Genomic DNA, 22820 nt, shown 5'->3' with positions numbered 1-22820 from the left:
CCCGCGGCGGCATCGACGACGACGTTCCGAATCCGTCCGGGAGGACCCATCATGAGCATGACCGACACCGCCACCAACTATCAGCACCCGGACCGGAACCTCGCGATGGAGCTGGTGCGGGCGACGGAGGCGGCGGCGATCCGGGCCACGCCGTGGATCGGGCGCGGCGATAAGAATGCGGCCGACGGCGCCGCGGTGGATGCGATGCGCAAGTTCCTCGGGACGGTCAACTTCGACGGCGTGATCGTGATCGGCGAGGGCGAGAAGGACAACGCGCCCATGCTGTTCAACGGCGAGCATGTCGGCAACGGGCGGGGACCGGCGGTCGACATCGCCGTCGACCCGATCGATGGGACGTCACTGACGGCCGCCGGTCGTCAGAACGCGGTGTCGCTTATCGCCGTGTCGGATCGCGGGACGATGCTGGATGCGTCGAGCGTGTTCTACATGTCGAAAATCGTGACCGGCGCCGTGGGCCACGGCGTGGTGGATCTCTCGCAGTCGATCGGTGACAACATCCGGGAGCTGGCGAAGGCGAAGGGCAAGCCCGTAGGGGAGATCCGGGTGGCGGTGCTGGATCGTCCGCGGCATGAGGGTTTGATCGAGGAGATCCGTGCCGCCGGTGCTGGCACGCGGTTGATGTTGGATGGGGACGTCGCGGGTGGGATCAACGCGGCCCGGTATGAGTCGAGCATCGACATGTGCGTTGGGGTGGGCGGCAGCCCGGAGGGTGTCACGACAGCCTGCGCGATCAAGGCGTTGGGTGGGTTCATGCAGGCCCGCCTGGCCCCGAAGGATGACGCCGAGCGCGCGCGGGGTATCGCCGCGGGTCTCGACATGGACAAGGTGCACGGCGCGGACGACCTGGTGAAGGGCGACAACACGTTCTTCGTGGCGACCGGCGTCACCGACGGTCAGCTGGTGGCGGGCGTGCGCCGCAAGGGCCCGATCATCCGGACCGAGTCGATCGTGCTGCGCTCGAAGTCGGGAACGGCCCGCCGTGTGGTCGCGGACCACCTCGCGGAGAAGTGGCTGGAGCCCGACCAGCTCTGACCGGCGATTACGCCACGCCGGACTCGTTCTCGGCGTCGAGCGCGTGGGCGCGCTCCTTCTCTTCGATGGCGAGCTTGTCGATGCCGTGCATATCGCGCGGCTCGAGCTCGCTGACCAGTTCGAACGCGGTCAGCTCGCGCGGCGACTCTTCGATGCCTGCCATCGCCCCGATGACCTTTGACTCGTCGAGGGCGTTGAGCTTGCGGGCGGCGGGGAACACCTGGCGCTCGAAGGATCCGACGAAGCCGTTGTAGTCCTTGACCGTGCGCTCCAGCGACCGGCCCAGCTTCTCGATATGACTAGCTGTGGTGGAGAGCCGGCTGTACAGCGTCCGGCTCAGGTCGAAGAGCTGCTTGGCCTCCTGCGTCAGGACATCCTGCTGCCAGCTGAACGCTACGGTCTTGAGCACCGACCAGAGCGTCACCGGCGAGGCGAGCGCGACCCGCTTTCCGAAGGCGAACTCCATGATCGACGGGTCGGCCTCGAGCGCGGACGACACCAGCGACTCGCTCGGGATGAACGCGATCACCAGCTCCGGCGAGGATTCCAGGCCGGTCCAGTACGCCTTGCTGCCGAGAGCCGTGATGTGGTCGCGGACGGCCTTCACGTGCTGCTTGAGCAGCGCCTCCCGCTGCGCGCCTTCCGCGCCCGTCGCGGTCGCCGGGATCTGACTGGCCTCCAGGTAGGCGTTGAAGGGCACCTTGGCGTCGAGCGCGATGTTCTTGCCGCCCGGAAGCCGCACGATCATGTCCGGCCGACCAGCGCCCGACTCCGAGTGGATGCTCGACTGCACGTCGAAGTCCACCCGCTCCAGCAGCCCGGCCGCCTCGACCACGCTCCGGAGCTGTGTCTCTCCCCAGACGCCTCGGGTGCTGTTCGAGCGCAGCGCGGAGGCGAGCGCTTCGGCGGTGCTGCGCAGCCGCTCCTCGGATTCTGCGGCGGAACGCAGCTGCTGAGTGAGCTGACCGTGCTGCTGGCTGCGCTGCGTCTCGAGTTCGATCACCTTGCGCTGCATGTCGCTCAGGCTCTCGCGCACGGGGGCCAGCGCCTGTAGCACCTTGCTCTCTGCGCGCTCCCGCTCCTCCCGCGCCGCGATTTCGGCGCGGTGCCGTTCGACCGTCTCGCGGTACTGCTCCTGGGCGGCGCGCACCTGCTCCTGGAGCGCATCGACTCGTCCGTGTGCAGCCGCGAGGTCGGCCCGGATCTCGGCCTGCACGGCCGCCTCGGCGGCGCGCACCTCTGCGACCTCCGCCTGATGCTGCGCGGCGAGCAGTGCGGGGTCGACCACCGGGACCGCCGGCTCTGCGGAGGCGCGCGAGCGCATGAGCTTCGCGACGGCGAAGCCCGCGCCGATGGCGCCGGCGAGCAGGCCGATCAGGAGGCCGAGGAGCAGGGCGAGGATGTCCATGTCCTCAGTGTGTCAGCGGCCGCCGACACTGGAGGTTCCGCGCCCCGCGAGTTCCGTCGAGACGTGAGTAATCGCGGGAATCGGGCGCGAGTTGCGACGAGATGTCGCCACTCGGCGAGGCGAGGCGAGCCGACGGGACGCGAGGGGCGAGGAGGCGAGCGCGGCTCAGGCCGCGACCGGCACCCCGATGCGGCCGAGTCGCGCGCCGGTCAGTGCCGCGAGGTCCGCGATCGTGGCGGCCTCGTGCCGCCGGGCCGCGTGAATCACGATCGCAGCGCACGCCTCGGCATCCGCCAGCGCATCGTGGTGCGCGAAGTCCTCGAAACCTGCCGCCATCGCCGCGACGGGCAGACGGTACGACTCCAGGTGGTACGTACGCCGGGCGACCTGGAGGCTGCAGAGGTAGCTGTATTCGGGGCAGGCGACCAGCGTCGCGGCGCACGCCGCGCGGATCACGCCCATGTCGAATCCCGCGTTGTGGGCCACCAGGTGGTCGTCCTCCGCGAACTCGACGAGGTCGGCGAGCTGGTCGACCCAGCCGGCCGCGTCGGCCACCTGCTCCGGCTGGATGCCGTGGATGCGCACGTTCCACTCCTGGAAGTGGTCGTGCCCCAGTGGCGGCCGGATGAACCATCCCGCCCGGTCGACGACCTTCCCATCCCTGACCTTCACGAGTCCGACCGAGCAGGCCGACGCGGCGGAGGAGTTGGCGGTCTCGAAGTCGATGGCGGTGAAATCCAGGGTCACGTCGTCATGCTGACACGGCCCACCGACGCCGCCTCGCATCCCGAACCGCGCGCCGCCGCATCCGCTGGTCTCTCTCGCCCGGCGCGCGCGCCGCCGAGGTGCTCGTTGTTGCGCCCGACACGCCGCACGTGATCGCAACTACGTGCCCCTCACCGACGAGCCGGGGTCACGGAGGCCGCCCGCGCGTACGATCGGCGGCATGCGATCCCGTCACCAGCGCGACCTCCACGCGGCCTCTTTCGAGCAGGCGGCGGACGTCTACGACGCCGCCCGGCCGTCGTATCCCGCGGATGCGGTGAGCTGGCTCACCGAGGGGATCGACGGCCCCGTTCTCGACCTGGGCGCCGGCACCGGCAAGCTGACCGCCGCCCTCGTCGAGCGCGGCTTCGACGTCACGGCGGTGGACCCGTCGCCCGAGATGCTGCGCGTGCTGGGCGAGCGCATCCCGGATGTCGAGGTGCGCGAGGGTGCCGCCGAGCGCATCCCCGCGCCCGACTCCGCCTTCGGACTTGTCGTCGTCGCACAGGCCTGGCACTGGGTGGATGCCGACCGCGCCATCCCCGAGGTCGCGCGCGTGCTCCGCCCGGGCGGCCGCTTGGGGCTGATCTGGAACGAGCGCGACGAGAGCGTCGCCTGGGTCGAGCAACTCGGCGAACTGATGGATGCGGGCTCGGCCTCCTTCGACGACGAGGCCGACCCGGTTCTGGCGTCTCCGTTCGGTCCGATCGAGAAGCACGAGACGCGCTGGGTGCAACCCCTCGATCTCGACGGGCTCCTCGACCTCGCCCGCTCGCGCAGCTACTTCATCACGAAGGATCCGGACGCCCAGGCAGCGGTGATCCAGTCGCTGCGCCGGCTCGCGCGCGAACATCCCGACCTCGCCGGCCGCGACATCTTCGAGCTGCCGTACGTGACGCGCAGCTATCGGGCCGCCCGCGAGTCCTGAATACAGCAGGACCGGCCGGGCGCATCCACCCCGGCCCGTAGAATGGACGACCGTGGCTCTCACTATCGGAATCGTCGGGCTGCCCAATGTGGGCAAGTCCACCCTGTTCAACGCGCTGACCAAGAACGACGCGCTCGCCGCGAACTACCCGTTCGCGACCATCGAGCCGAACGTCGGCGTGGTGAACCTGCCCGACCCGCGGCTCGACAAGCTGGCCGAGCTCTTCCACAGCGAGCGCATCGTCCCCGCTCCCGTCTCGTTCGTCGACATCGCCGGAATCGTGAAGGGCGCGAGCGAGGGTGAGGGCCTGGGCAACAAGTTCCTGGCGAACATCCGCGAGGCGGACGCTATCGCCCAGGTCGTGCGCGGCTTCAGCGACGAGGATGTCGTGCACGTCGCCGGCAAGACCGACCCCGCCGGTGACATGGAGACCATCAACACCGAGCTCATCCTCGCCGACCTGCAGACCCTCGAGAAGGCGGAGCAGCGCTACGAGAAGGAGGTCAAGGGCCGCAAGCTCGAGCCGATCGTCCTCGAGACCGCGCGCGCCGCGATCGAGTACCTGAACTCGGGCAAGCCGCTCTCCACGTCGTCCATCGACCTGGAACCGGTCCGTGAGCTGGGCCTCCTCACCGCGAAGCCGTTCATCTACGTGTTCAACGTGGATGAGGACGTCCTGACCGACGAGTCCCGTCGCGCCGAGCTGGCCGCTCTGGTGGCGCCCGCCCAGGCGGTGTTCCTCGACGCCAAACTGGAGTCGGAACTCATCGACCTCGACGCCGACGACGCCGCCGAACTGCTCGCGTCTACCGGCCAGGAGGAGTCCGGCCTCGACCAGCTCGCCCGCATCGGCTTCGACACCCTCGGCCTCCAGACCTACCTGACCGCGGGCCCGAAGGAGTCGCGCGCCTGGACCATCCGCAAGGGTTCGAAGGCCCCGCAGGCGGCCGGCGTCATCCACACCGACTTCGAAAAGGGCTTCATCAAGGCCGAGGTCATCTCGTTCGACGACCTGATGGACGCCGGAACCATCGCCGAGGCCCGCTCCCGCGGCAAGGCGCGTATGGAGGGCAAGGACTACGTCATGCAGGACGGCGACGTGGTCGAGTTCAGATTTAACGTTTGAGTGCATATCAGTCGCGTCGAGTGAGGGCGGCGCCCTGCGCAGCACGTGCGATGAGTGCGTCAGTCCTCAGGGTCGGAGTTAGGCGCCGTCCGATCGTCGATCCCGAATCGCGCGCAGAGCTTCTCGATCGATCGTCGCCCTGTCTCGTTGCCGAACGGAAGCCAGGACGGTTCGTCGGAGCGTGGGGAGAACCGGCCCATCGGAGCGCACATCAGGAGAGCCTCGAGGTCGGGATCCTGTGCCCACCACCACGTGAGTGTTTCGTCCCAGACGAGGAGCCGACCTGAGCCTCCGTGAACGTCCGATACCCAGTCCCCGAATGTGCGGGGCGTGCTGAGAGCGGCGCGAGGGACACGCTCAGGAGACATCGGAACAGTGAACTCCGTCGACTCCTCGGAGCCATCCGGGTGTCGCGTCGTCCATCCGTCTGTCACTGCGTGGTCGTCGATGCGGATGGTTTGGACCGCATGCAGGCCGAGACGTGCCCACTCCACGTCATCGAAGTACAGCGATCCAAGAAGAATCCCCGTCTCCCGAAGTGTGACGCGGCAACCGGGGAGTCCAACGGGCCAGCCATCCTCGATCCGGAATGGGAGGACGGATGCGTTGGGTGTGGGCATGCGTCGATTCTGCCGCCGGAGCGGGCCGCCTGCATACCGGCGAATCCCGCGGGCGGCGTTACAAGACGCCTATCCGTGATGTAACCCGTTGAAGTTCAGATCCTATGTGCAGCTGGTCTGGGCTCCCTGCAACCTTTACGAGATGTCCGGTTCTCTGATCAGTGATCGGGTTGCATGGATGATCGGAGAGTCAGTCGGCGGGGCACAGGGAGTTGAGTTGGCGACTGGCATGCGGAGAGCGCGCAGAACGCGTGCCGCCCGAACCGTCCGGTCACGCGGTGGCGTCAGCCGACCGTCTCGCCGGGCTCAGGCTCCCTGAGTGAGCGAGTCCGCAACGATTCCAGCGCCAGGAGACAGCGCGTCGAATTTGTGAAGGTCTGAGGGAAGAGGCCGCCGAAAGACTCGGAGCCAAAGGTGAGCCGCAGGGCGCTCACCTCTTCGTCGCGCTCCACGCCTGCTTCAATGACGAACTGAGGGAGGCGGCCAGCGGATGCCGACTGCCTGAGTGGTCCGAGTTGACTCCACGGCAGCGTCGCCAGTTGCCGTAGTTCCTCGCCCGGATCCCCGGCGCTCCACGCCGAAATGCCGTCCCGATCGGCGACCATGGTTAGGAAGAATGGAACCTGACGGTAGGTGATTCCTAAGGTGTCGACGTCGATGAAGTCGCGGAAGTCATCTCTGCGGGCATTCTCCACGACCGCATCGGGGAACCGCAGCCGGAGCTCGGCGCGAGCCTTCGCGCTGGAACGGACCCAGAGCCAGCAACCGATCACAAACGCGACGAGTCCACCGCCTACAACGACGCTTCCGATCCGCAACTCCGTGAAGGAACCGAGCGGCGAGGACTGCACGCGCGCCACCATCATCGCTGCGAGGGCCGCCAGCCAGAACAACCCAAGCGCGGAGTACGCCAGCCATCGGCCAATCACTCGAGTTCTCAAGTGAGCCACCTTATATTCGTTCAGGCCGTCGCGGGTCGATTCAATCTAAATGACTAGTACCCACTTCTGGACTGAGCTGCATCTCCTCCCCGGTTACGAGGACCGGCTCGGTCGGAAAACGGCCCGCGCACGAGGACCGTCGAGGTAATCCCGAGACTGTTTCGGGCGGGACCTGGGCCCCGCGATGTGGCGGTTCAGGCCGGGGAGATTCACCAGCAATCCGTGAGGTTACTTTCTGACGCGACGTGGTCGAGTTCCGCTTCAACGTGTAGCTGAGCTGGTCGTTGCGGTCGAGTCCGCTCGGATTCTCCTGAATTGCGGACTTGTCGCGGCGAGCCGGACACAAACTCCTGAACACAGGATGCCGTAGCAGTTCTGCGGCGAACCTGAAAGGGAACCATTTCGACTCCGCCGGACATTGGTAGGTAAAGGCCTATCGGAGGAAACATGAAGTCACGAACAGTTGCGGGAGCAGCATGGATCGCCGTGGTCTTCCTTCTCGGCGGATGCGCGTCAGCGGCCCCGGCCGTGCCGGAGAGCCCCGGCACGACGGTGACACAGGTTCCGACCCCCACTGCGATCGAGTCCGCGACTCCGGCGCCGACGCCGACGCAGAATCCTGCCGACCCGAGCACCTGGATTCTGGGGTTCGACCGGGTTGCCGACGTCCGTGTCGGTCAGTCGCTGGCCGCCCTCGCGTCCGCAGCCGACCTGGTGCCAGTGGAAGACACGGTCGACTGTCCGCCCGGGTACTGGACTGCCCCGGAGGCGCCGCCCGCTGCGATCAACATCTCGGTGATGCAAGAGCATTCGCGGGGGACCGCGGTGCCCGACCCGGCCTTCTCGTACGCGCGGTTCGCGGTGCGTGAACCGTCGGAGACGGTTGTCTCGTCTTCACCCTCCACAGACGCTGGGATCCGGATCGGATCAACGGAGTCCGAACTCCTGGCTGCGTATACCCGAGCATTCAGAAGACCCACTCCAAGTACGACGAATCGATGGGGTACACCACGTACGCGGACGGCCCGTTCGGTGGACGCTACCTCGTGTTCCAGGTCGCCGCGACACCGTCTGGCGCGCGAACCGTCATCAGCATGCTCTCGACGAGCAGGAACAACGTCATCGACGTCTGCGACTGACCGGGACGGTGGCGCACCCCCGCGTCAAACGTCTGGTTTCTCGCTGTTCGAACACCACCGTTCACCCTGACCCTTCCCGGTCGAGGGGTCGGGGTTCATACTGGGGCGATCCGCTGACTGTCGACCCGCAGACCGATCGGGCTTCCCTTCTCAGCGGAACACCTGATGAGGAGTGGACCGATGGTCGTCTCCACGATCGATCTGCCGGCGAGAGTACTGGCGGTGTGCACGCTCTGCGAACCCTTCGGTTGGCGAGGACGACGGTGACGGTATGCGACGCCGGGGGCGTAAAAGCAGAGCGCCGACGTCCGTCGTTCTGGCGCTGACTGCAGCTGTCATTCTCGCCGGGTGCACCGTCGCGCTGAACAGCCGCCAGGGGCCTCGTTTTGTGACATCGCCGCCCGTCAGTAATACCGCGGCGCTGTGGGCCGGGGACCTGCGTCTTGTGGATGTCGCGCCGGGCACTCGGATCCACCTCAGAGCGTGGCTCGACACGGAGCTGGGCAGGTGGACATCCTCAGCGAGCTACTCGGTGCCAGGATCGGGGATGCTCGATCTGGGCACTGCCAGGCCGCAACTTGCCGCGTTCAGGGAGCCCGATTCGACGGGGCTGTTCTGGTCGTTGCGGGGGCCCGACGTCGCGTCGTCTGAGCTGGTGCAACTTTGGACCCGGTCCACCGTGGCGGTGACGTTGGAGGCCAGCGAAAAGGGCCGGATCATCGCAAGCCGGGAATTTCCCCTCGGCGGGTACGGGGCAGGCGCAGCACCGATCACGGTCAGCACCTTCGATCTCGCTCAGTCAGCGGTCGCAGCGGGCGAGACGTTTCTGCCACCGAGCTCCCGGGAGGACACGGCGATCGGGTCCTATTTCGCCGCGAGCTCCGCGCCGGGATCGCGGGCGCCCGCGGTGATCGTCTTCGACGACCAAGCCGTGGGGGAGTCGTCCGATTACATCGGACCATTGCTGAGGCGATTCGGTGCGGGCGTCTTCGTGCTCCCGGTGCGGGTCAGCGACTCCGGCGTCCGTGTTGCCAGTATGATCGACACGACGACTTTTGCGGCGTTGCTCGACTGGCTCGACCAGCGTCCCGACGTGGACAAGCGCAAAGTGTTCACCTATGGCACTTCTCAGTCGGCTCAGTTCGCTCTGTGGGCGGCCGCCCGCTTCAACGATCGCGTAGCAGGCGTTTTCGCCGCCGGCGGAGCCACGTCATTGCTGTGCCTGCGCGGAGCCGGTGCTTCGCCCGTGTCAGAGAACGGTGTCCGTGTCCCGTGCCAGCAGCGAGCCGACCTGATCGACGACGGCGCCATCCTCCCGCTGGGATCGGTCACGGCCCCCGTCGTGCTCGGCTGCGCGGGTCGCGACGACGTGTTGCCGAACGCCTGCCCCTGGCTCGACGCGGCCGTGCGGACTCGGGGTCCACGGGTCGGGGATGTGATCATTCGCGCCCCCGACGCGGTGCATGAGATGACAGCGCCCCCGGGGCTGCCGATCGCGCTGCCGGAGGGCGTGACCGCCCAAGCCACGGAGAAGGCGAGGGTGCAGTTCTGGGATGCGGTCAGTCAGGTGCTGCGAGAAGTGGCCGACTGAAGAGGTGACGTCGCGGGGCGAGCAATTGTGCCGCGGCATGGAAGGCCTGTCGTTCTACTCTTGACCCGGGGGCGCAGCCGCTCCTGAGAGGAGACGCGCATGTCCGAACTCGAGGGGGACCAGCCGTCCACCCTGCCCGAAGGCCCCGAGGACGCTGGCGTCGTGCTCACGCCGCCGACCGCCGTCCCGGAGATTCGGGAGGAACAAGCGATCGGCATGGTCGCGGTCCCGGCGGGGAAACGCGCCGAACTGCAGGATAGGGCGCAGACCTTCGTGGACGAGCTGGCCGACCTTGAGCCTGGCAGCCCGGAGTTCACCCGCAAGATCGTCGATGTCACGCGCCTCGGCGAGAAGGAGATCCGCTCGTCCGCGGACATGGCGAACCGGATGCTCGAGCGGCCGTCGACCTCGCTCGCGGCCGCGCGGGGACGCGGCGCAGCGTCGGAACCGCAGGCGCAGGTGGCGCGTGCGCTGCAGGATCTGCGAACGACCATCACCGACCTCGACCCGGGCCGCGCGGACCTGACCGCCCCCAAGCGTGCGCTGATCCGCATCCCGGGCGGCCGCAAGTTGACGCGCTATTTCGAGCGGTACCAGTCGGCGCAGAAGCAGCTGGACGCGATCCTCAGAGCGCTGATCTCAGGTCAGGATGAGCTGCTGAAAGACAACGCCGCGATCGAGCTCGAGCGGGAGACGCTGTGGGCCACGATGGGCACGCTCGCCGAGTACAACGCCCTCGCCTCCGCGCTCGACAGCGCCACTGCTGCCCGGATCGCGGAGCTTCGGGCGTCCGACCCTGCGCGGGCCGACACGATGACCGCGGATGCCATGTTCCCCATCCGTCAGCGCAGGCAGGACCTGACCACGCAGATCGCCGTGTCGGTGCAGGGCTATCTCGCGCTGGATGTGCTCCGGAAGAACAACGCGGAGCTTATCAAAGCTGTCGAGCGCGCACGCACGACGACCATCTCGGCACTTCGCACCGCCGTGGTCGTCGCCGACGGGCTCGAGAACCAGCGGTTGGTGCTCGACCAGATCGGCGCCCTCAACGACACCACCAACTCCATGATCGACCGCACGAGCGAGCTTTTGAAACAGCAGACGGGGATGGTCCACGATCAGGCGTCGTCGTCAGGGGTGAGCGTCGAGACTCTGCAGCGCGCCTTCGACAACGTCTTCGCGACGATCGACGCCGTCGACGGGTACCGCGCGAAAGCGGTGGAGTCGATGGCCGTCACCGTGGATGCGCTCGAACAGCAGGTGGCGCGGTCGCGGAGCTACCTAGACCGGTCGCGTTCGGGCACGAGCTGAGCGCCGCGCGCGTCACGGCAGGTCGAGCTTCAGCCTCGACCCGGCGAATCGGTCGGCCAGGAAGCGGCCGTTGATCAGCAGGGCCGACGCATCCTGCTCGACCGCCGCATCCCTCATCGTCCGCGCCGCCGATTCGAGCGCGTCGAGCTGAGCGATCAGTGCCTGAGCCGGTGTCAGTCCGCCGGCCAGCACGTGCTCGGCAGCCCACTCGGCGGGCAGCGCGAGGTAGGCCCGCAAGGTGTCGGGAAGGTAGACGGTCGCCGCCACCCGCACGATCACTTCCGGCTCGCCCGACCCGGCCACCCGCGGAAGGGTGTCGGCGAGGAGCTCACCGATCCGGCCGACGGCCGCCACGGCCTCGTCCGGGATACGGCGCCCGACGCGCGCGGCGAGGGTCAGCAGGTCGCGTGCGAGGTTGGCATCGTCGACGTGGATCTCGGAGCCGGGCGGCAGGATGCCCAGCGTCTGCAGCGCACGCGCCGATACCGCCGACTCTTCGGCGGCGCGAACGGCCAGGCTGGCGACGAGCTGCGCAAACGCCGTCAGCCATTGACCGAGCGGGATAGTGCGGGTCGAGAGCGAGACCGTTCCGTAATGCTGCTCGACCTCTGCAGTCCATCGAGGTCCCGGCTCCCACCGGAGGGACAGCGCCTCGGTCTGGCCGGACAGCCGCACCCGGGTGATGGCGCCGGGGCGGTGGGCGATCCGGTCGGACAGGGAGCGAGTGCGCTCGACCGAGAGGGCGCTGGAGGCGACGTCGGCCGGGAGCGAACGCGTGACGCTGTCGATGAGTTCACGCAGGAGCGACTCCGCGTCGGAGTCCGTCACCGCCCTGCTCAGCCTGTCCAGCTCCATACGTGTGCTCCATGCCTGACCCGCTCATCCAAGCACGTCCGACGCGTTTGGAGAACACTGGCTGTGTCCTTCTCGGCCGCCGCTCGGAAGCCCGGTCGAGATTCGGCACGAATGTCGACTTTCGGGGCGCGAGTGTCGACATTCGTGCCGAATCCGCATCCTGAAACAGGAGCGCGGCGGGAGCGCGCGTCAGCCGGGCAGGCGCGCCGACTCCGGCACGTGCTCCAGGCCGAGCCCGGGCTGGCCGTAGGTGCTGAGCACCTGGCCGATGACCACGCGGTAGGGGCCGATCCATCTTTCGTGGAGACGCTTCGCCTCGCGGTGCGTGTCCATCCCGATCAGCTCGTGCAGCGCCTCCAGGCTGCTCCAGTAGTAGACCTCGGAGTGCAGGCCGGTCTCCGGGTTGTGCCACGACTCTTCGCCGAGGAAGCCGGGGATGACGCGGGCTCGCTCGGCGATCTCATCGTTGAGGCGGTGGAAGTCGTCGTCGTACGGCTTCGTCTCGAAGATGAAGGTGGAGGTGTACACGGCCGGGCTGCTCATGACGCGATCCTAGTCAGCGTCGGCCCAGGTGCGGCGGACGGCCGCCTTCGTCCCGGCGACGAGGCTCTGCGGCGGCACGTCGTCGGCCACGACCGCGCCGGCGGCGATGACCGAGTCGCGGCCGATGGTCACCCCGGGCAGGATGGTCGCGCCCGCGCCGATCCACACGTTCTCTTCGACGTGGATGGGGCCGCCGGTCAGCCACACGCGCCGGTCGTCGGTGTCTACCGGGTGGCCGACGGTGATGAAAGTCACCTTCGGCGCAACCATGACGCGCTCGGCCAGCCGGATGCCCGCGTAGTCGAGGAACGTGCAGTTCTGGTTGATGAACACCCGATCGGCGAGGTGCAGGTTGCGGCCGTGGTCGGTGAAGAACGGAGGGTAGATGGTCGTCCGCTGCGGCAGGGGAGCGCCGAGGATCTGCTCGAACAGGGCCGCCTTGCCGGCGTCGTCGTCGAACGGCAGCACGTTGAGCCGCGACGTCAGCGCGGTCACCTCCAGCACCCGCTCGGACATCGCCTGGAACTCGGGACTGTGGATGCGCATGAGCAGCTCGGACACCCCACCGATCCTGGACCGCCGCCGGCGCGGGGGATAGCGGACACGCCCGCGCGACCCCGATCGGCGCCGCACGGTACGGTTGGTCCGAACACCGCATCCCGGGAGGTCCCATGCCGTACGTCGTCGACTTCGAGAACGTCTCCACCACCGGGCTGGAGTCCTCTCCGGTCCCGGACGCCCTTGCCGGCCTGCGCGCGAACGAGGCGCGCTACTACCGCAACAAGTACGACCACACGTTCACGGTCGGGACGGCTGCGGAGGAGGCGGATGCGGTCGAGCGCGTGGCGCACATCCTCAAAGAGGAGCGCGACATCGTCATCGCGTCCCGGCCGCTCGAGGCGACGGACTTCGAGGTCGACGGCATCCACATGACCTACGTCTTCTACGCGTCCGGCCTGTCCATCAACGTGATGTACACGTTGGCCGAGGGCGGGAAGCGCGCGGTCGGGTTCAAACTCTCCGACGGGATGGATGTGCCCGACGAGCTGTCGACCTTCAAGTTCGCCCGCCAGAAGTCGAAGCTCGCGGGCACCATCCGCGGTTCGTACTTCGTCATCAAGGGCGAGTACTGACGGCGACTGACCGTCTTAGACCAGAGCGAGGACGAACTCGGCGACCGTCGACGTGACGAGGTCGCGGACGCCGGCCGCGCCGAGTGGCGACGCCTTGGGCACCTTCATGCCGTGATCGGCCCCAGGAACCTCGACGATCCGGATGCGGTCCGACGGCCCGACCGCCGGGCTGACGACCGCCGCACTGACGGCCTCCGCACTGACGGCCTCCGCACTCCCGAACGTGTCGCCTCCGCCCTGCACCACCAGCACCGGGACGACCGGCGCCAGCAGCTCCGCCAACCGCGACTTGTCGGGACTCCCCGGAGGGTGGAGCGGGAACGCGAGGCACACCACTCCCGTCGCCCCGATCTCGTCCGCGGTGCGGCAGGCGACGCGGGCGCCCGCGCTGCGGCCGCCCGTCACCAGCGGCAGGCCACCCGCGAGGTCGCGAACCGCCGGTGCGGTCTCGCGCCAAGCGATGTCGAGGGTCGCAGGCCTCGCCGCGACCCGCTTCCCGGCAACCCGCCACGGCTGTTCGTAGCGCACGACGGTGATGCCCTGTGCGGGCAGCCGGGACGCGAGAACGGACAGGTCCACGGCGTCGATGCCCCCGCCCGCACCGTGTCCGAGCCACAGCACGGCACGGGCGCCGTCGGCGGCGGCTACCGTCAGCCGCCCCGGCCCGACGGAGGTGGGAATGTCGACCTGCATGCGCCCGACGCTACTCGACTCCGCCCTCCGCCTCTTGATTCCGGCGCCGCGCGGGCGGACCATGGAAGTGGCGAAGCGGGCGCCACGGGTCGGATGGGGATGATCACGATGGTCGCGGACTCACAGGTGTGCAGAGTGTGCGGAGGGCCGATCTCCGCGGAGCGGCGGCTGATGCCGACGTCCCGGGGGAGCTGGGCGGTGGTGACGGTTCCAGTGGGCTGCCGGAATCCGCTCTGTCCGCTGTCGACGACGCAGCAGCGCACTGCTCCGCCCAGCAGCGCCACACTGGTCGCCTGAGCCAGTCGCCTCCCTCACTGCACGAGCGGCCCCGTGTGCACGCTCGTCACGCCGTCGAGGACAGTGAGCTCGGCGACCAGCCGCTGAGTGTCGGACGCGCTCGCGCGCACCCGCACACCGAGTTCAACCCGGTCGGTTCCGGCGATGCTGCGCAGGTCTCCGACGTGGGTCCGCGCGTCTGACGCCGTGCACACCTCCAACACGCGGGTGAGCGCGTTGCCCGCGCGTTCCGCCTGGATCGTGACCAGCGTCCCGGAGGTGCGGCGCAGCAGCCGTTCGGCGGTCGGGAGCGTTCCCACGGCAACGAGGTGAAGTGCCGTCCCGGCCAGGGCGATGATGGGCAGCCCCGCCCCGCACGCCATCCCGACGGCTGCCGTCACCCAGATGGATGCCGCCGTCGTCAGTCCCACCACGTTGCCGCGGTTGACGAAGATCACGCCGGCTCCGACGAAGCCGATCCCGGTCACGACCTGCGCGGCGATCCGGGACGGGTCCGTCGTCTCGAGCCCGAGCGGCGCGAACCCGTAGGCCGAGACCAGCGTGAAGAGGGCGGATCCCAGGCCGACCAGGATGTGCGTGCGCAGTCCCGCGCTCTTCAGCCGTCGCTCCCGCTCGATCCCGATCACGGCAGACAGCACGAAGGCGAACAGGAGCAGCAGCAGTTCTGTCACCAGTTCGGTCCCGCCCAGCCAGAGCGCCATGGGGGGATTGTAGGTGCGGCGACTCCTGCCGCGCACCGGTGATCTGCGTCAGCCCGCCGCCGGCTCCGCGGCCGACGCCGCCGCGCGAGGCCCCCGTGGGCGCACGAACACGAGCAGCGCGAGGTGCACGACGGACAACGTCGATGCGACGGCGACCACAGCGAGCCAGCTCGCGGCGGTGGTCCCGCTGCTGAACAGCAGGCCCAGCACGGTCGTCGCAACAATCGCGCCGATGTAGCGGGAGGTCTGGAAGATGCCCGCAGCGACGCCGCTGTCCTCCGGGCGCGCCGACGCGTACAGCGCCTGATTCATCCCGATGCTGACCACGCAGTAGGGGATGCCGAGGGCGGCCGTGAGGAGCAGCACGACCCACGGCGCGGTCGTCGCGGCGGCGACCGCCAGCAGGGCGGCTCCGGCCACGAGCGCGATGGCGCCGGTGATGAGCGTCGGACGCAGCCCGAGCGACTCGATCGCCCGCGCCGCCAGGGGCGTCACGACGATCGTGACGGCCGCCAGCGGGAACATCAGGAGACCTGCGACGCCCGCGGAGTAGCCGCCGTGGGTCTGCAGGTACTGCGGCAGGCCGAAGAACGCCGAGTAGTAGACCACGTTGAAGATCGCGAACGACAGGTACACCATCAGCAGCCGGCGGTTCTTCGCCAGAAGTCGCAGGTCGAGGAACGGGTGGGACGTGCGCAGTTCCCGCCAGACGAAGAGCGCCGCGGCGACCACGCTCAGCGGCAGCAGCCACCACAGCGGCTGCGGCCGCAGGTCGAGGAGGAACACCAGGAGAGACGTGAGCGTGGCGATGAACAGCAGGATGCCGGGGATGTCCGACTCGATCAGGGTGCGTCCGAGGGAGGTGCGCGCCCGCGCGGCGTCGCGGGGGGCGAACAGCCAGCAGCCCACGAACGCGATCAGCGCGAGCGGAACGTTCACCCAGAAGATCGACTGCCAGCCGAGGAACGTGATCAGCGCGCCGCCGAGGACCGGTCCGATGGCGGCCCCGGAGGTGTTGGCGATCTGGATGCGGCCGAGCAGCCGCGGGGTGCCGACGCCCGACCCCTTCGACAGCGGGCGAAGCATAGCGATCGCGGACGGGAAGGCTGTCGCCGTCCCGATGGCGAGCGCCACCCGGCCGGCGCACACGGCGGCGAACGACCCGGCGAACGGGGTGATCGCGCAGGCGAGCGCCACGACGAGCATCCCGAACAGGAAGAGCCTGCGGGGGCCGAAGCGGTCCGCCAGCCGGCCCATCAGCGGCTGGCCGGCCGCCGAGGCCAGGTAGAAGGAGGTGATGACCCAGGTGACGGCGGTCACATCCACCCGGAAGTCGTGCTGCAGCGGCACCAGCGCCACGGCGATCATCGACGAGTTGAGCGGGTTGAGGAGCGTGCCGAGGCTGAGCACGGCGACCGCTGCACCCGTGCGGCGGCGCGGCGATTCGTCGGAGGGAGTCACTCCGGCAAGGCTACCCGCGCCGAAAGGGCCGACGGCCGCTGGAGGTGATCAGTCGGCCAGGTCCTGGGTGGTCACGGGGACGGTGGAACGGTACGGATAGGCCGGCATCGAGGAGTACTCCTCCTCGTCGGCCAGCTCGTACACGTCGTAGGCGAGTGCACCGGCGAACGTGGTGGCGACGCGGATCTCGCCCGGCGGACAGCCGCCGATCAGCGGTACGACCACGACGCTGTCGAGGGTCCGGCCGTCCTCGTAGAGGAGGGCCGCTTTGATGGTTCGCGTAAGAGCGTCCATGACCGGACTTTACTTCGGCGCGCGGGGGCTGGACTTGACGGCGCGCGGTCGTTTGGAGAAAGTGATCACACGAGGAGGGAGACGCGTGGGAACGCTGATCTACGACGGTGCCGACGGCTTCACGTTCGACGACCGGGTGCTGGCACACCTGCAGGCGGTCATCCAGACCAAACTGCGGCGCCGAGAGGGGTTCCTCCTCATCTGGACGGACCGCACGGCGGGGGCGGACGGCATCCTGCGCTCGATCTGGCTCGACCCGTCGATCTCGGTGCAGTTCGTCTTCGCCGGCCCGACGCTCCCTGAGCTGAACCGCGACTGGCTCACCCTGCTCAGCGAGCGCGCCAACAGCAACTCCGGGCTGATGCTCGAAGACGACCTGCGCGCCGAGATCCGGGAAGAGGTCCCGCAGGGCAGCTACCGCGCGAGCAAGTCGAGGAACGGGAAGCGGCAGGACGGGGCGTGAGGTGGGCACCCTCATCTACGGCTACCTCAACCGGGAGTACGAGTTCGACGATCGAACGTTGTCGCACGTCAAAATGGCGATCGTCACGAAGCTCCGGAGGCACGAGAGCTTCCTCCTGAACTGGCAGGTTCCCGCCGACCGCGGCGGGGGCCGGATCAGCCTGTGGATCAGCCGCGAGGTGCCGATGGCGTTCCTCTTCACCAGCAACAGGCCGCCGAAGCTCAACGAGCGGTGGATGGAGGCGCTGCTCCGGTCCAGTCAGCGCACGGGAGGCATGGTCGTCATCTCCGAGGCGGAGGCCGAACAGGGCGCACGGGAGCACTGACCCCGGCATTCGCCTCCGCCGGTTCAGGCGAGCAGCGCGAGCTTGCCGCCCGGGTGCCCCTCCTTCAGGTACGCGAGTGCCTCCGGTGCCTCGGCGAGCGGATACGTGCGCGCGATGGGCACTTGCAGCCGGCCGCTGCCCGCGAGCTCGAGGAGGCGCCCGCGGACCGAGTCGCGGTATGCCTGGCTTTCGGGCTGGGCGCCGAAGACGGCGAGGAATCCCTCCTGCTCGGCCCGCTTCGCGTCGACGATCGTGACGATCCGCAGCCGGTCGGGGACGAGCTCGAGCGAGACGTCGATCGCCTCGGTGGTGCCGACGGTGTCGAGCGCCGCCGCGATCGGTCCCTGGGCCGCCTCGGTCGCGCGCTCGGCGAGGCCCGGACCGTACGCGATCGGCAGCCCGCCGAAGCGGCGCACGCGCGCGAAGCTCGCCTCGCTGGCGGTGCCGACCACGCGGACGCCCAGTTCCGCCGCTTGCTGCAGGATGCTGACGCCGACCGCACCGGACGCGCCGTGGACCAGGATGGTCTCGCCCGCGTGGACGTCGGTCACCTCCAGCATCTGCGCTGCCGTGCTCCCGGCGAGCAGCAGGTTCGCCGCCTCCTCGTCGGCCAGGCGGGCGGGCTTCGCGAACACATCCTTCGCGGGGACGGTGACCTCGGTCGCGTAACCGCCCTGGACGCGGAACGCCACGACCTCGTCGCCGACGGCTCCACCGCCGGAGGCGATCTCGGTGTCGGGTCCGACGGCGGAGATGGTGCCGGCGACCTCGTAACCGATCGGCGCGGGAAGCTCCAGACCTTCGCGCGGCGCCGAGACGTGCTTGTAGTCGGCGGGGTTCACCCCAGCAGCCCGGACCGCGATGGTCACCTCGCCCGTTCCGGGTTCAGGGATGTCGACCTCCGCGAACTCCCACTTCTCCGGTCCGCCCCACTCGGTTGCTCTCCACTGTCGTGCCATACCCGCAGTCAACTCCCGCTGTCTGAATTCCGGCTCAGGACGCGGCTCAGGATGCGGAGACCGGGTCGGCGGCCCGTCCGCTGTGCCGGGCGCGCCGCGTGCGCGTCGGCGCGAGGCGCAGCATCTGCGCCGTCGAGCTGTCGTCGAGCTCGACGAGGTCGCTGCGCGACTTGATGAAGTCGCTGAACGAGCGGTAGCCGAGGGCCTTCTCGCTGAAGGAGGGATCCATCCGCTTCATCTGGCCCTTCACCGTGGAGCTGTGCAGCCACGGCGAGTCGTCCTTCTCGTGTCCGAGCTGCATCGCCCGGGCGAGGAGCCGCGTCGCGACGTGCTGCGGGTCTTCGACCTGCTCTTCGCCGCCTTCTTCCTCGCTCTCGACGGGAGTCGACCGCCGGCGACCGCCGCGCTTGGCGCGCGTGGCCGGTTCGGCGGTCTCCTCGCCGGGCGCGGCTTCCGTCGGCGCGGATTCCTGGTCCGTGCCCACGGCGGCTGCAGTGTTCTCGGCTGCGCCGGCACTTTCGGCCGGCTCCTTCGCGGCCTTCCGGCTGCGGCTGCGGGTCGGGGCCGCGACCGGTGCTGCGGACTCGGCCGCACCCGCGCCGGCTGTGCTCGCCGCCGCCTCGCTGCCTTCGACCTCGCCGATCTCCAGCTCGTCGGCGTCGGCCGCCTCGTCCCGGGCGATCCCGGGCAGGTCGTCGTAGCTGACGAACTCGTCGCACGCCGCAGCGAGCGACTTCGCGGTGGAGCCGGCCACGCCGATCCCGATCACGTACCGGCCGAGGCGCTTCACCCGCTGGGCCAGCGGGACGTAGTCCGAATCGCCCGCGACGATCACGACGTGCGTCAGCTCGGGCAGGCGGAACAGGTCCTCGACCGCGTCGACGGCGAGCCGGATGTCGGCCCCGTTCTTCGCATAGGCGGCGGCGGGGAAGAGCTGGACCAGGTCCACCGCCCGGCCGACCAGCTGACCGCGGTACTCGGCGTTCACCGCCGACGACCAGTCGGCGTACGCCCGGGTCAGCACCAGGGTGCCGAACGACGAGGCGAAGTCGATGACGGCGCCGAGGTCGACGCGCGCATCGGCCAGCTTCTCCGCGAAACCGGCCTTCGGGGCGCTGGAACTCGACTTGGGCCGGTCGCGCATGTACGTGCCGCGGCCATGCACCTGGTCGTACCGCGAGATGATGATGTTGTCGAAGTCGATGTAGACCGCGACGCGGCCGTCTCCAGGTTCACTCATGGTGCCACGATATCCCGGGCCGGGTCAGGCGCGGACGTAGCGGTCGGCCACCTCCAGTGCCGCGTCGATCGCCGCGAGGCCCCGCCGCAGCTCGTCCTCGCTGATCACCAGCGGCGGCGCAACGTGGATGCGGTTGAAGTGGGTGAACGGCCACACTCCGGCCGCTTTGCACGCCGCGGCCACTTCGGCCATCGGTGCGGCGTCCGCTCCTGCCGCGTTGAACGGCACCAGCGGCTCACGCGTCGACGGATCGCGGACCAACTCCAGCGCCCAGAACAGACCGCGGCCGCGGACCTCGCCGAGCGACGGATGCCGCGACAGCCACGACCGCAGCTCCGGCTCCACGACGCGCGAGCCGAGGTCGCGCACGCGCTCCAGGATGCCGTCCCGCTCGAACACGTCGAAGGTGGCGACGCCGGCGGCGCAGGCGAGCGGATGCCCGGAGTAGGTGAGCCCGCCCGGGAACGCGACGTCGTCGAAGTGGTCGGCGATCGCATCCGAGATGACCACACCGCCGAGCGGCACGTAGCCCGAGTTGACACCCTTGGCGAAGGTGATGAGGTCGGGAACGACATCGAACGCATCCACGGCGAACCACTCGCCGATGCGCCCGAACCCGACCATGACCTCATCGGCGATGTAGACGATGCCGTAGCGGTCGCAGAGTTCACGGACGCCCGCGAGATAGCCCGGCGGAGGGACGAGCACGCCGTTCGTGCCGACCACCGTCTCGGCGATGATCGCGGCGATGGTGCCCGCTCCCTCCAGCACGATCACGTTCTCGAGGTGCTCGAGCGCGCGCTGCGTCTCCTCCTCGGGCGTGGCCGAGTGGAAGGCGCTGCGATACGGGTACGGGCCGAAGAAGTGGGCGACGGACGGGTCGCTCGGCTCGTTCGGCCAGCGACGCGGGTCACCGGTCAGCGCGATCGCGGTCGCGGTGCCGCCGTGGTAGGAGCGGTACATCGACAGCACCTTGCGCCGGCCGGTGACCAGGCGTGCAAGCCGGACGGCGTACTCGTTCGCATCCGCGCCCCCGTTCGTGAAGAACACCCGGTTCAGCGAGCCGGGCGCCACCTCGGCGATGCGCCGGGCGAGCTCTCCGCGCACGTCGTTCGCCATCGACGGCTGCACGGTGGCGAGCCTCCCGGCCTGCTGCTGGATGGCCGCGACGAGGTCGGGATGCTGGTGGCCGAGGTTCAGGTTGACCAGCTGCGAGCTGAAGTCGAGGTACGCGTTGCCGTCGTAGTCCCAGAACGTCGAACCCTCGCCCGCCGCGATCGGCAGCGGGTCGATCTTCGCCTGGGCGCTCCACGAGTGGAAGACGTGGCCGCGGTCGTCGCGGCGTACCTGGGCCTCGGCCGCGGCATCCCCGAACGGATGCTCGACGCCGTGCCGGTCGGTGTAGCCGGTGCGCGTGGAGGTGTGGATGGTGTCGGTCATGTCTGCCCCTTCAGGAGTTCCGGTGCTCAGGAGTTGCCGGGGAACGCGAGCTCGATGCGCGAGTGCTCCGGGTCAGGCCAGCGCGTGGTCACGACCTTGCTGCGCGTGTAGAAGTGGAACGATTCGGGTCCGTAGATGTGCGAGTCGCCGAACAGCGAGTTCTTCCAGCCGCCGAACGAGAAGGCACCGACCGGGACGGGGATGGGCACGTTGATGCCGACCATCCCGACCTCGACCTCGAACTCGAACCGGCGGGCGGCGCCGCCGTCGCGGGTGAACAGGGCGACGCCGTTGCCGTACGGGTTGGCGTTGATCAGTTCGATCGCCTCCTCGAACGTGTCGACGCGGACGACCGACAGCACCGGTCCGAAGATCTCGTCGTCATACGCCTTCATGCCCGGCTTCACGTGGTCGAGGAGACTGACCCCGACGAAGAAGCCGTCACCGTCGAACGGCCGCTGCGTGCCGTCCTCGACGACCGTCGCGCCCTCGGCGGCCGCACCGGTGACGTAGGAGGCGACCTTGTCGCGGTGCTCGCCGGTGATCAGCGGGCCCATCTCGCTCTGAGGGTCGGTGCCCGGTCCGATGCGGAGCGCGGCGAGGCGGGACTGGATGGCCGGCACCAGCCGGTCGCCCACGTCGCCGACCGCGACCAGCACGCTGACCGCCATGCAGCGCTCGCCGGCGGAGCCGTACGCGGCGGAGACGGCCGCATCCGCGGCGGCGTCGATGTCGGCGTCCGCCAGCACCACCATGTGGTTCTTCGCGCCGCCGAGCGCCTGGACGCGCTTGCCGGTGGCCGAGGCGCGCTGGTAGATCGAGCGGGCGATCGGGGTGGAGCCGACGAAGCTGACCGCCGCGACATCCGGCGAGTCGAGGATGGTGTCCACCGCCTCCTTGTCGCCGTGCACGACGTTCAGCACGCCGTCGGGGAGACCGGCCTCGCGGAACAGCTTCGCCAGGAAGACGGAGGCGCCCGGATCCTTCTCGCTGGGCTTCAGCACGACCGTGTTGCCGCACGCGATGGCGCTCGCGACCATCCACAGCGGCACCATGACGGGGAAGTTGAACGGGGTGATGCAGCCCACCACGCCGACCGGCTGCTTGACGCTGTGCACGTCGACACCGGTCGAGACCTGCTCGCTGTACTCGCCCTTCAGCTTGTCGATCAGTCCGCTGGCGAACTCGACGTTCTCGAGGCCACGGCCGATCTCGCCGGCGGCGTCGGACAGCACCTTCCCGTGCTGGCTGGTGACGATGGCCGCGAGTTCGTCCGTGCGCTCGGTCAACAGGTGGCGGAGGCGGAAGAAGACGTCGGCGCGCTTGGTGAGGCTGGTCGCCCGCCAGGCCGGGAAGGCGGCCCGAGCGGCGGCGATGGCGCGCTGAGTCTCGGCCGCATCGGCGAGGGCGACGTCGTGCTGGCGCTCGCCGGTGGCCGGGTCGAACACCGGCCCCGTGCGCAGGTCGGCGGAGTGCTCGGCGGGTGTCTCCACGCCGGCGATGAAGTGACGGATCAGGGCCACGGGGATCCTCC

Annotated in this window: 24 protein-coding genes; 9 read left to right on the top strand and 15 right to left on the bottom strand. The window is 69.1% G+C overall.

Annotation, left to right across the window (positions count from 1 at the left end; all coding sequences use genetic code 11):
• The first annotated feature begins 51 nt into the window (after positions 1–51).
• The gene (gene glpX / locus AB7E03_RS06420; RefSeq protein WP_489940328.1) at positions 52–1053 is read left to right on the top strand and encodes a class II fructose-bisphosphatase; all 1002 of its coding nucleotides are present in this window, start codon (positions 52–54) and stop codon (positions 1051–1053) included.
• Between the two features lie 7 nt (positions 1054–1060).
• Here the strand turns inward: glpX and AB7E03_RS06415 are convergent, their stop codons facing one another.
• On the bottom strand, positions 1061–2461 hold the full coding sequence (locus AB7E03_RS06415) for a DNA recombination protein RmuC (RefSeq protein ID WP_489940326.1): 1401 nt from the start codon (positions 2459–2461) through the stop codon (positions 1061–1063).
• 165 nt (positions 2462–2626) lie between these two features.
• Positions 2627–3208, bottom strand: a complete 582-nt coding sequence (locus tag AB7E03_RS06410; protein WP_489940324.1) for an exonuclease domain-containing protein — start codon at positions 3206–3208, stop codon at positions 2627–2629.
• A gap of 199 nt (positions 3209–3407) precedes the next feature.
• On the opposite strand from AB7E03_RS06410, the gene AB7E03_RS06405 reads away from it, so the two are divergent.
• Both AB7E03_RS06405 and ychF read left to right on the top strand, forming a co-directional pair.
• Positions 3408–4154, top strand: coding sequence for a class I SAM-dependent methyltransferase (locus tag AB7E03_RS06405; RefSeq protein WP_489940322.1), 747 nt, complete (start codon positions 3408–3410; stop codon positions 4152–4154).
• A 52-nt stretch (positions 4155–4206) separates the two neighbouring features.
• Positions 4207–5280 (top strand): redox-regulated ATPase YchF, encoded by a 1074-nt coding sequence (ychF, locus tag AB7E03_RS06400; protein ID WP_489940320.1) that lies wholly within the window; start codon positions 4207–4209, stop codon positions 5278–5280.
• 59 nt (positions 5281–5339) lie between these two features.
• On the opposite strand, the gene AB7E03_RS06395 is transcribed toward ychF, so the two are convergent.
• Both AB7E03_RS06395 and AB7E03_RS06390 read right to left on the bottom strand, forming a co-directional pair.
• Entirely contained in the window at positions 5340–5900 is a 561-nt protein-coding gene (locus AB7E03_RS06395; RefSeq protein WP_489940318.1) for a hypothetical protein, read from the bottom strand.
• Positions 5901–6184: 284 nt separating this feature from the next.
• On the bottom strand, positions 6185–6841 hold the full coding sequence (locus AB7E03_RS06390) for a hypothetical protein (protein ID WP_489940316.1): 657 nt from the start codon (positions 6839–6841) through the stop codon (positions 6185–6187).
• 998 nt (positions 6842–7839) lie between these two features.
• On the opposite strand from AB7E03_RS06390, the gene AB7E03_RS06385 reads away from it, so the two are divergent.
• The 3 genes from AB7E03_RS06385 to AB7E03_RS06375 all read left to right on the top strand — a co-directional run bounded on the left by AB7E03_RS06385 (position 7840) and on the right by AB7E03_RS06375 (position 10882).
• Positions 7840–7980 (top strand): hypothetical protein, encoded by a 141-nt coding sequence (locus tag AB7E03_RS06385; protein ID WP_489940314.1) that lies wholly within the window; start codon positions 7840–7842, stop codon positions 7978–7980.
• Positions 7981–8251: 271 nt separating this feature from the next.
• On the top strand, positions 8252–9571 hold the full coding sequence (locus AB7E03_RS06380) for an acyl-CoA thioesterase/BAAT N-terminal domain-containing protein (RefSeq protein ID WP_489942872.1): 1320 nt from the start codon (positions 8252–8254) through the stop codon (positions 9569–9571).
• A gap of 99 nt (positions 9572–9670) precedes the next feature.
• Entirely contained in the window at positions 9671–10882 is a 1212-nt protein-coding gene (locus AB7E03_RS06375) for a toxic anion resistance protein (protein ID WP_489940312.1), read from the top strand.
• Between the two features lie 12 nt (positions 10883–10894).
• Here the strand turns inward: AB7E03_RS06375 and AB7E03_RS06370 are convergent, their stop codons facing one another.
• The 3 genes from AB7E03_RS06370 to AB7E03_RS06360 all read right to left on the bottom strand — a co-directional run bounded on the left by AB7E03_RS06370 (position 10895) and on the right by AB7E03_RS06360 (position 12841).
• Entirely contained in the window at positions 10895–11737 is an 843-nt protein-coding gene (locus AB7E03_RS06370) for a hypothetical protein (protein WP_489940310.1), read from the bottom strand.
• Between the two features lie 189 nt (positions 11738–11926).
• Positions 11927–12280, bottom strand: a complete 354-nt coding sequence (locus AB7E03_RS06365) for an antibiotic biosynthesis monooxygenase family protein (protein WP_489940308.1) — start codon at positions 12278–12280, stop codon at positions 11927–11929.
• A 9-nt stretch (positions 12281–12289) separates the two neighbouring features.
• Entirely contained in the window at positions 12290–12841 is a 552-nt protein-coding gene (locus AB7E03_RS06360; protein ID WP_489940306.1) for a sugar O-acetyltransferase, read from the bottom strand.
• Between the two features lie 110 nt (positions 12842–12951).
• On the opposite strand from AB7E03_RS06360, the gene AB7E03_RS06355 reads away from it, so the two are divergent.
• A complete protein-coding gene (locus AB7E03_RS06355; protein ID WP_489940304.1) occupies positions 12952–13413 on the top strand; it encodes a DUF8821 family protein in 462 nt (153 codons plus the stop codon).
• Between the two features lie 15 nt (positions 13414–13428).
• Here AB7E03_RS06355 and AB7E03_RS06350 read toward each other — a convergent pair whose 3' ends face one another.
• The 4 genes from AB7E03_RS06350 to AB7E03_RS06335 all read right to left on the bottom strand — a co-directional run bounded on the left by AB7E03_RS06350 (position 13429) and on the right by AB7E03_RS06335 (position 16859).
• Entirely contained in the window at positions 13429–14106 is a 678-nt protein-coding gene (locus AB7E03_RS06350) for an alpha/beta hydrolase family protein (RefSeq protein WP_489940302.1), read from the bottom strand.
• Positions 14107–14417: 311 nt separating this feature from the next.
• Positions 14418–15104 carry an MgtC/SapB family protein gene (locus AB7E03_RS06345; protein ID WP_489940300.1) on the bottom strand — a complete coding sequence of 229 codons (687 nt, stop codon included), beginning with the start codon at positions 15102–15104 and terminating at the stop codon, positions 14418–14420.
• A gap of 48 nt (positions 15105–15152) precedes the next feature.
• Positions 15153–16565, bottom strand: coding sequence for an MFS transporter (locus tag AB7E03_RS06340; RefSeq protein ID WP_489940298.1), 1413 nt, complete (start codon positions 16563–16565; stop codon positions 15153–15155).
• 48 nt (positions 16566–16613) lie between these two features.
• Positions 16614–16859, bottom strand: coding sequence for a hypothetical protein (locus tag AB7E03_RS06335; RefSeq protein ID WP_489940296.1), 246 nt, complete (start codon positions 16857–16859; stop codon positions 16614–16616).
• A gap of 85 nt (positions 16860–16944) precedes the next feature.
• On the opposite strand from AB7E03_RS06335, the gene AB7E03_RS06330 reads away from it, so the two are divergent.
• Together AB7E03_RS06330 and AB7E03_RS06325 are read left to right on the top strand one after the other, a co-directional pair.
• Complete coding sequence (locus tag AB7E03_RS06330; protein ID WP_489940294.1) at positions 16945–17322, top strand: DUF7882 family protein; 378 nt, start codon at positions 16945–16947, stop codon at positions 17320–17322.
• A 1-nt stretch (position 17323) separates the two neighbouring features.
• Entirely contained in the window at positions 17324–17647 is a 324-nt protein-coding gene (locus AB7E03_RS06325; protein ID WP_489940292.1) for a DUF7882 family protein, read from the top strand.
• 23 nt (positions 17648–17670) lie between these two features.
• Here the strand turns inward: AB7E03_RS06325 and AB7E03_RS06320 are convergent, their stop codons facing one another.
• From AB7E03_RS06320 to AB7E03_RS06305, 4 genes are read right to left on the bottom strand one after another with little or no spacing between them, the layout of a single operon-like run.
• Positions 17671–18606 carry an NADP-dependent oxidoreductase gene (locus tag AB7E03_RS06320; protein WP_489940290.1) on the bottom strand — a complete coding sequence of 312 codons (936 nt, stop codon included), beginning with the start codon at positions 18604–18606 and terminating at the stop codon, positions 17671–17673.
• 46 nt (positions 18607–18652) lie between these two features.
• Complete coding sequence (locus AB7E03_RS06315; RefSeq protein ID WP_489940288.1) at positions 18653–19846, bottom strand: NYN domain-containing protein; 1194 nt, start codon at positions 19844–19846, stop codon at positions 18653–18655.
• 24 nt (positions 19847–19870) lie between these two features.
• Complete coding sequence (locus tag AB7E03_RS06310; RefSeq protein WP_489940286.1) at positions 19871–21286, bottom strand: aspartate aminotransferase family protein; 1416 nt, start codon at positions 21284–21286, stop codon at positions 19871–19873.
• A gap of 26 nt (positions 21287–21312) precedes the next feature.
• Entirely contained in the window at positions 21313–22809 is a 1497-nt protein-coding gene (locus AB7E03_RS06305) for a CoA-acylating methylmalonate-semialdehyde dehydrogenase (RefSeq protein ID WP_489940284.1), read from the bottom strand.
• Positions 22810–22820 lie beyond the last annotated feature (11 nt).

This window comes from Leifsonia sp. RCC_180 (assembly GCF_058138205.1).
Note: the sequence above shows the minus strand (reverse complement) of the source record. Positions and strands in the feature narration are given on the sequence as shown.

Excerpts from the sequence above, each read along its gene's own strand:
- glpX (WP_489940328.1), top strand. The coding sequence starts at position 52 with ATGAGCATGACCGACACCGCCACCAACTATCAGCACCCGGACCGGAAC.
- AB7E03_RS06415 (WP_489940326.1), bottom strand. The coding sequence starts at position 2,461 with ATGGACATCCTCGCCCTGCTCCTCGGCCTCCTGATCGGCCTGCTCGCC.
- AB7E03_RS06405 (WP_489940322.1), top strand. The coding sequence starts at position 3,408 with ATGCGATCCCGTCACCAGCGCGACCTCCACGCGGCCTCTTTCGAGCAG.
- AB7E03_RS06395 (WP_489940318.1), bottom strand. The coding sequence starts at position 5,900 with ATGCCCACACCCAACGCATCCGTCCTCCCATTCCGGATCGAGGATGGC.
- AB7E03_RS06385 (WP_489940314.1), top strand. The coding sequence starts at position 7,840 with ATGGGGTACACCACGTACGCGGACGGCCCGTTCGGTGGACGCTACCTC.
- AB7E03_RS06380 (WP_489942872.1), top strand. The coding sequence starts at position 8,252 with ATGCGACGCCGGGGGCGTAAAAGCAGAGCGCCGACGTCCGTCGTTCTG.
- AB7E03_RS06375 (WP_489940312.1), top strand. The coding sequence starts at position 9,671 with ATGTCCGAACTCGAGGGGGACCAGCCGTCCACCCTGCCCGAAGGCCCC.
- AB7E03_RS06370 (WP_489940310.1), bottom strand. The coding sequence starts at position 11,737 with ATGGAGCTGGACAGGCTGAGCAGGGCGGTGACGGACTCCGACGCGGAG.
- AB7E03_RS06365 (WP_489940308.1), bottom strand. The coding sequence starts at position 12,280 with ATGAGCAGCCCGGCCGTGTACACCTCCACCTTCATCTTCGAGACGAAG.
- AB7E03_RS06355 (WP_489940304.1), top strand. The coding sequence starts at position 12,952 with ATGCCGTACGTCGTCGACTTCGAGAACGTCTCCACCACCGGGCTGGAG.
- AB7E03_RS06350 (WP_489940302.1), bottom strand. The coding sequence starts at position 14,106 with ATGCAGGTCGACATTCCCACCTCCGTCGGGCCGGGGCGGCTGACGGTA.
- AB7E03_RS06345 (WP_489940300.1), bottom strand. The coding sequence starts at position 15,104 with ATGGCGCTCTGGCTGGGCGGGACCGAACTGGTGACAGAACTGCTGCTG.
- AB7E03_RS06335 (WP_489940296.1), bottom strand. The coding sequence starts at position 16,859 with ATGGACGCTCTTACGCGAACCATCAAAGCGGCCCTCCTCTACGAGGAC.
- AB7E03_RS06320 (WP_489940290.1), bottom strand. The coding sequence starts at position 18,606 with ATGGCACGACAGTGGAGAGCAACCGAGTGGGGCGGACCGGAGAAGTGG.
- AB7E03_RS06315 (WP_489940288.1), bottom strand. The coding sequence starts at position 19,846 with ATGAGTGAACCTGGAGACGGCCGCGTCGCGGTCTACATCGACTTCGAC.
- AB7E03_RS06310 (WP_489940286.1), bottom strand. The coding sequence starts at position 21,286 with ATGACCGACACCATCCACACCTCCACGCGCACCGGCTACACCGACCGG.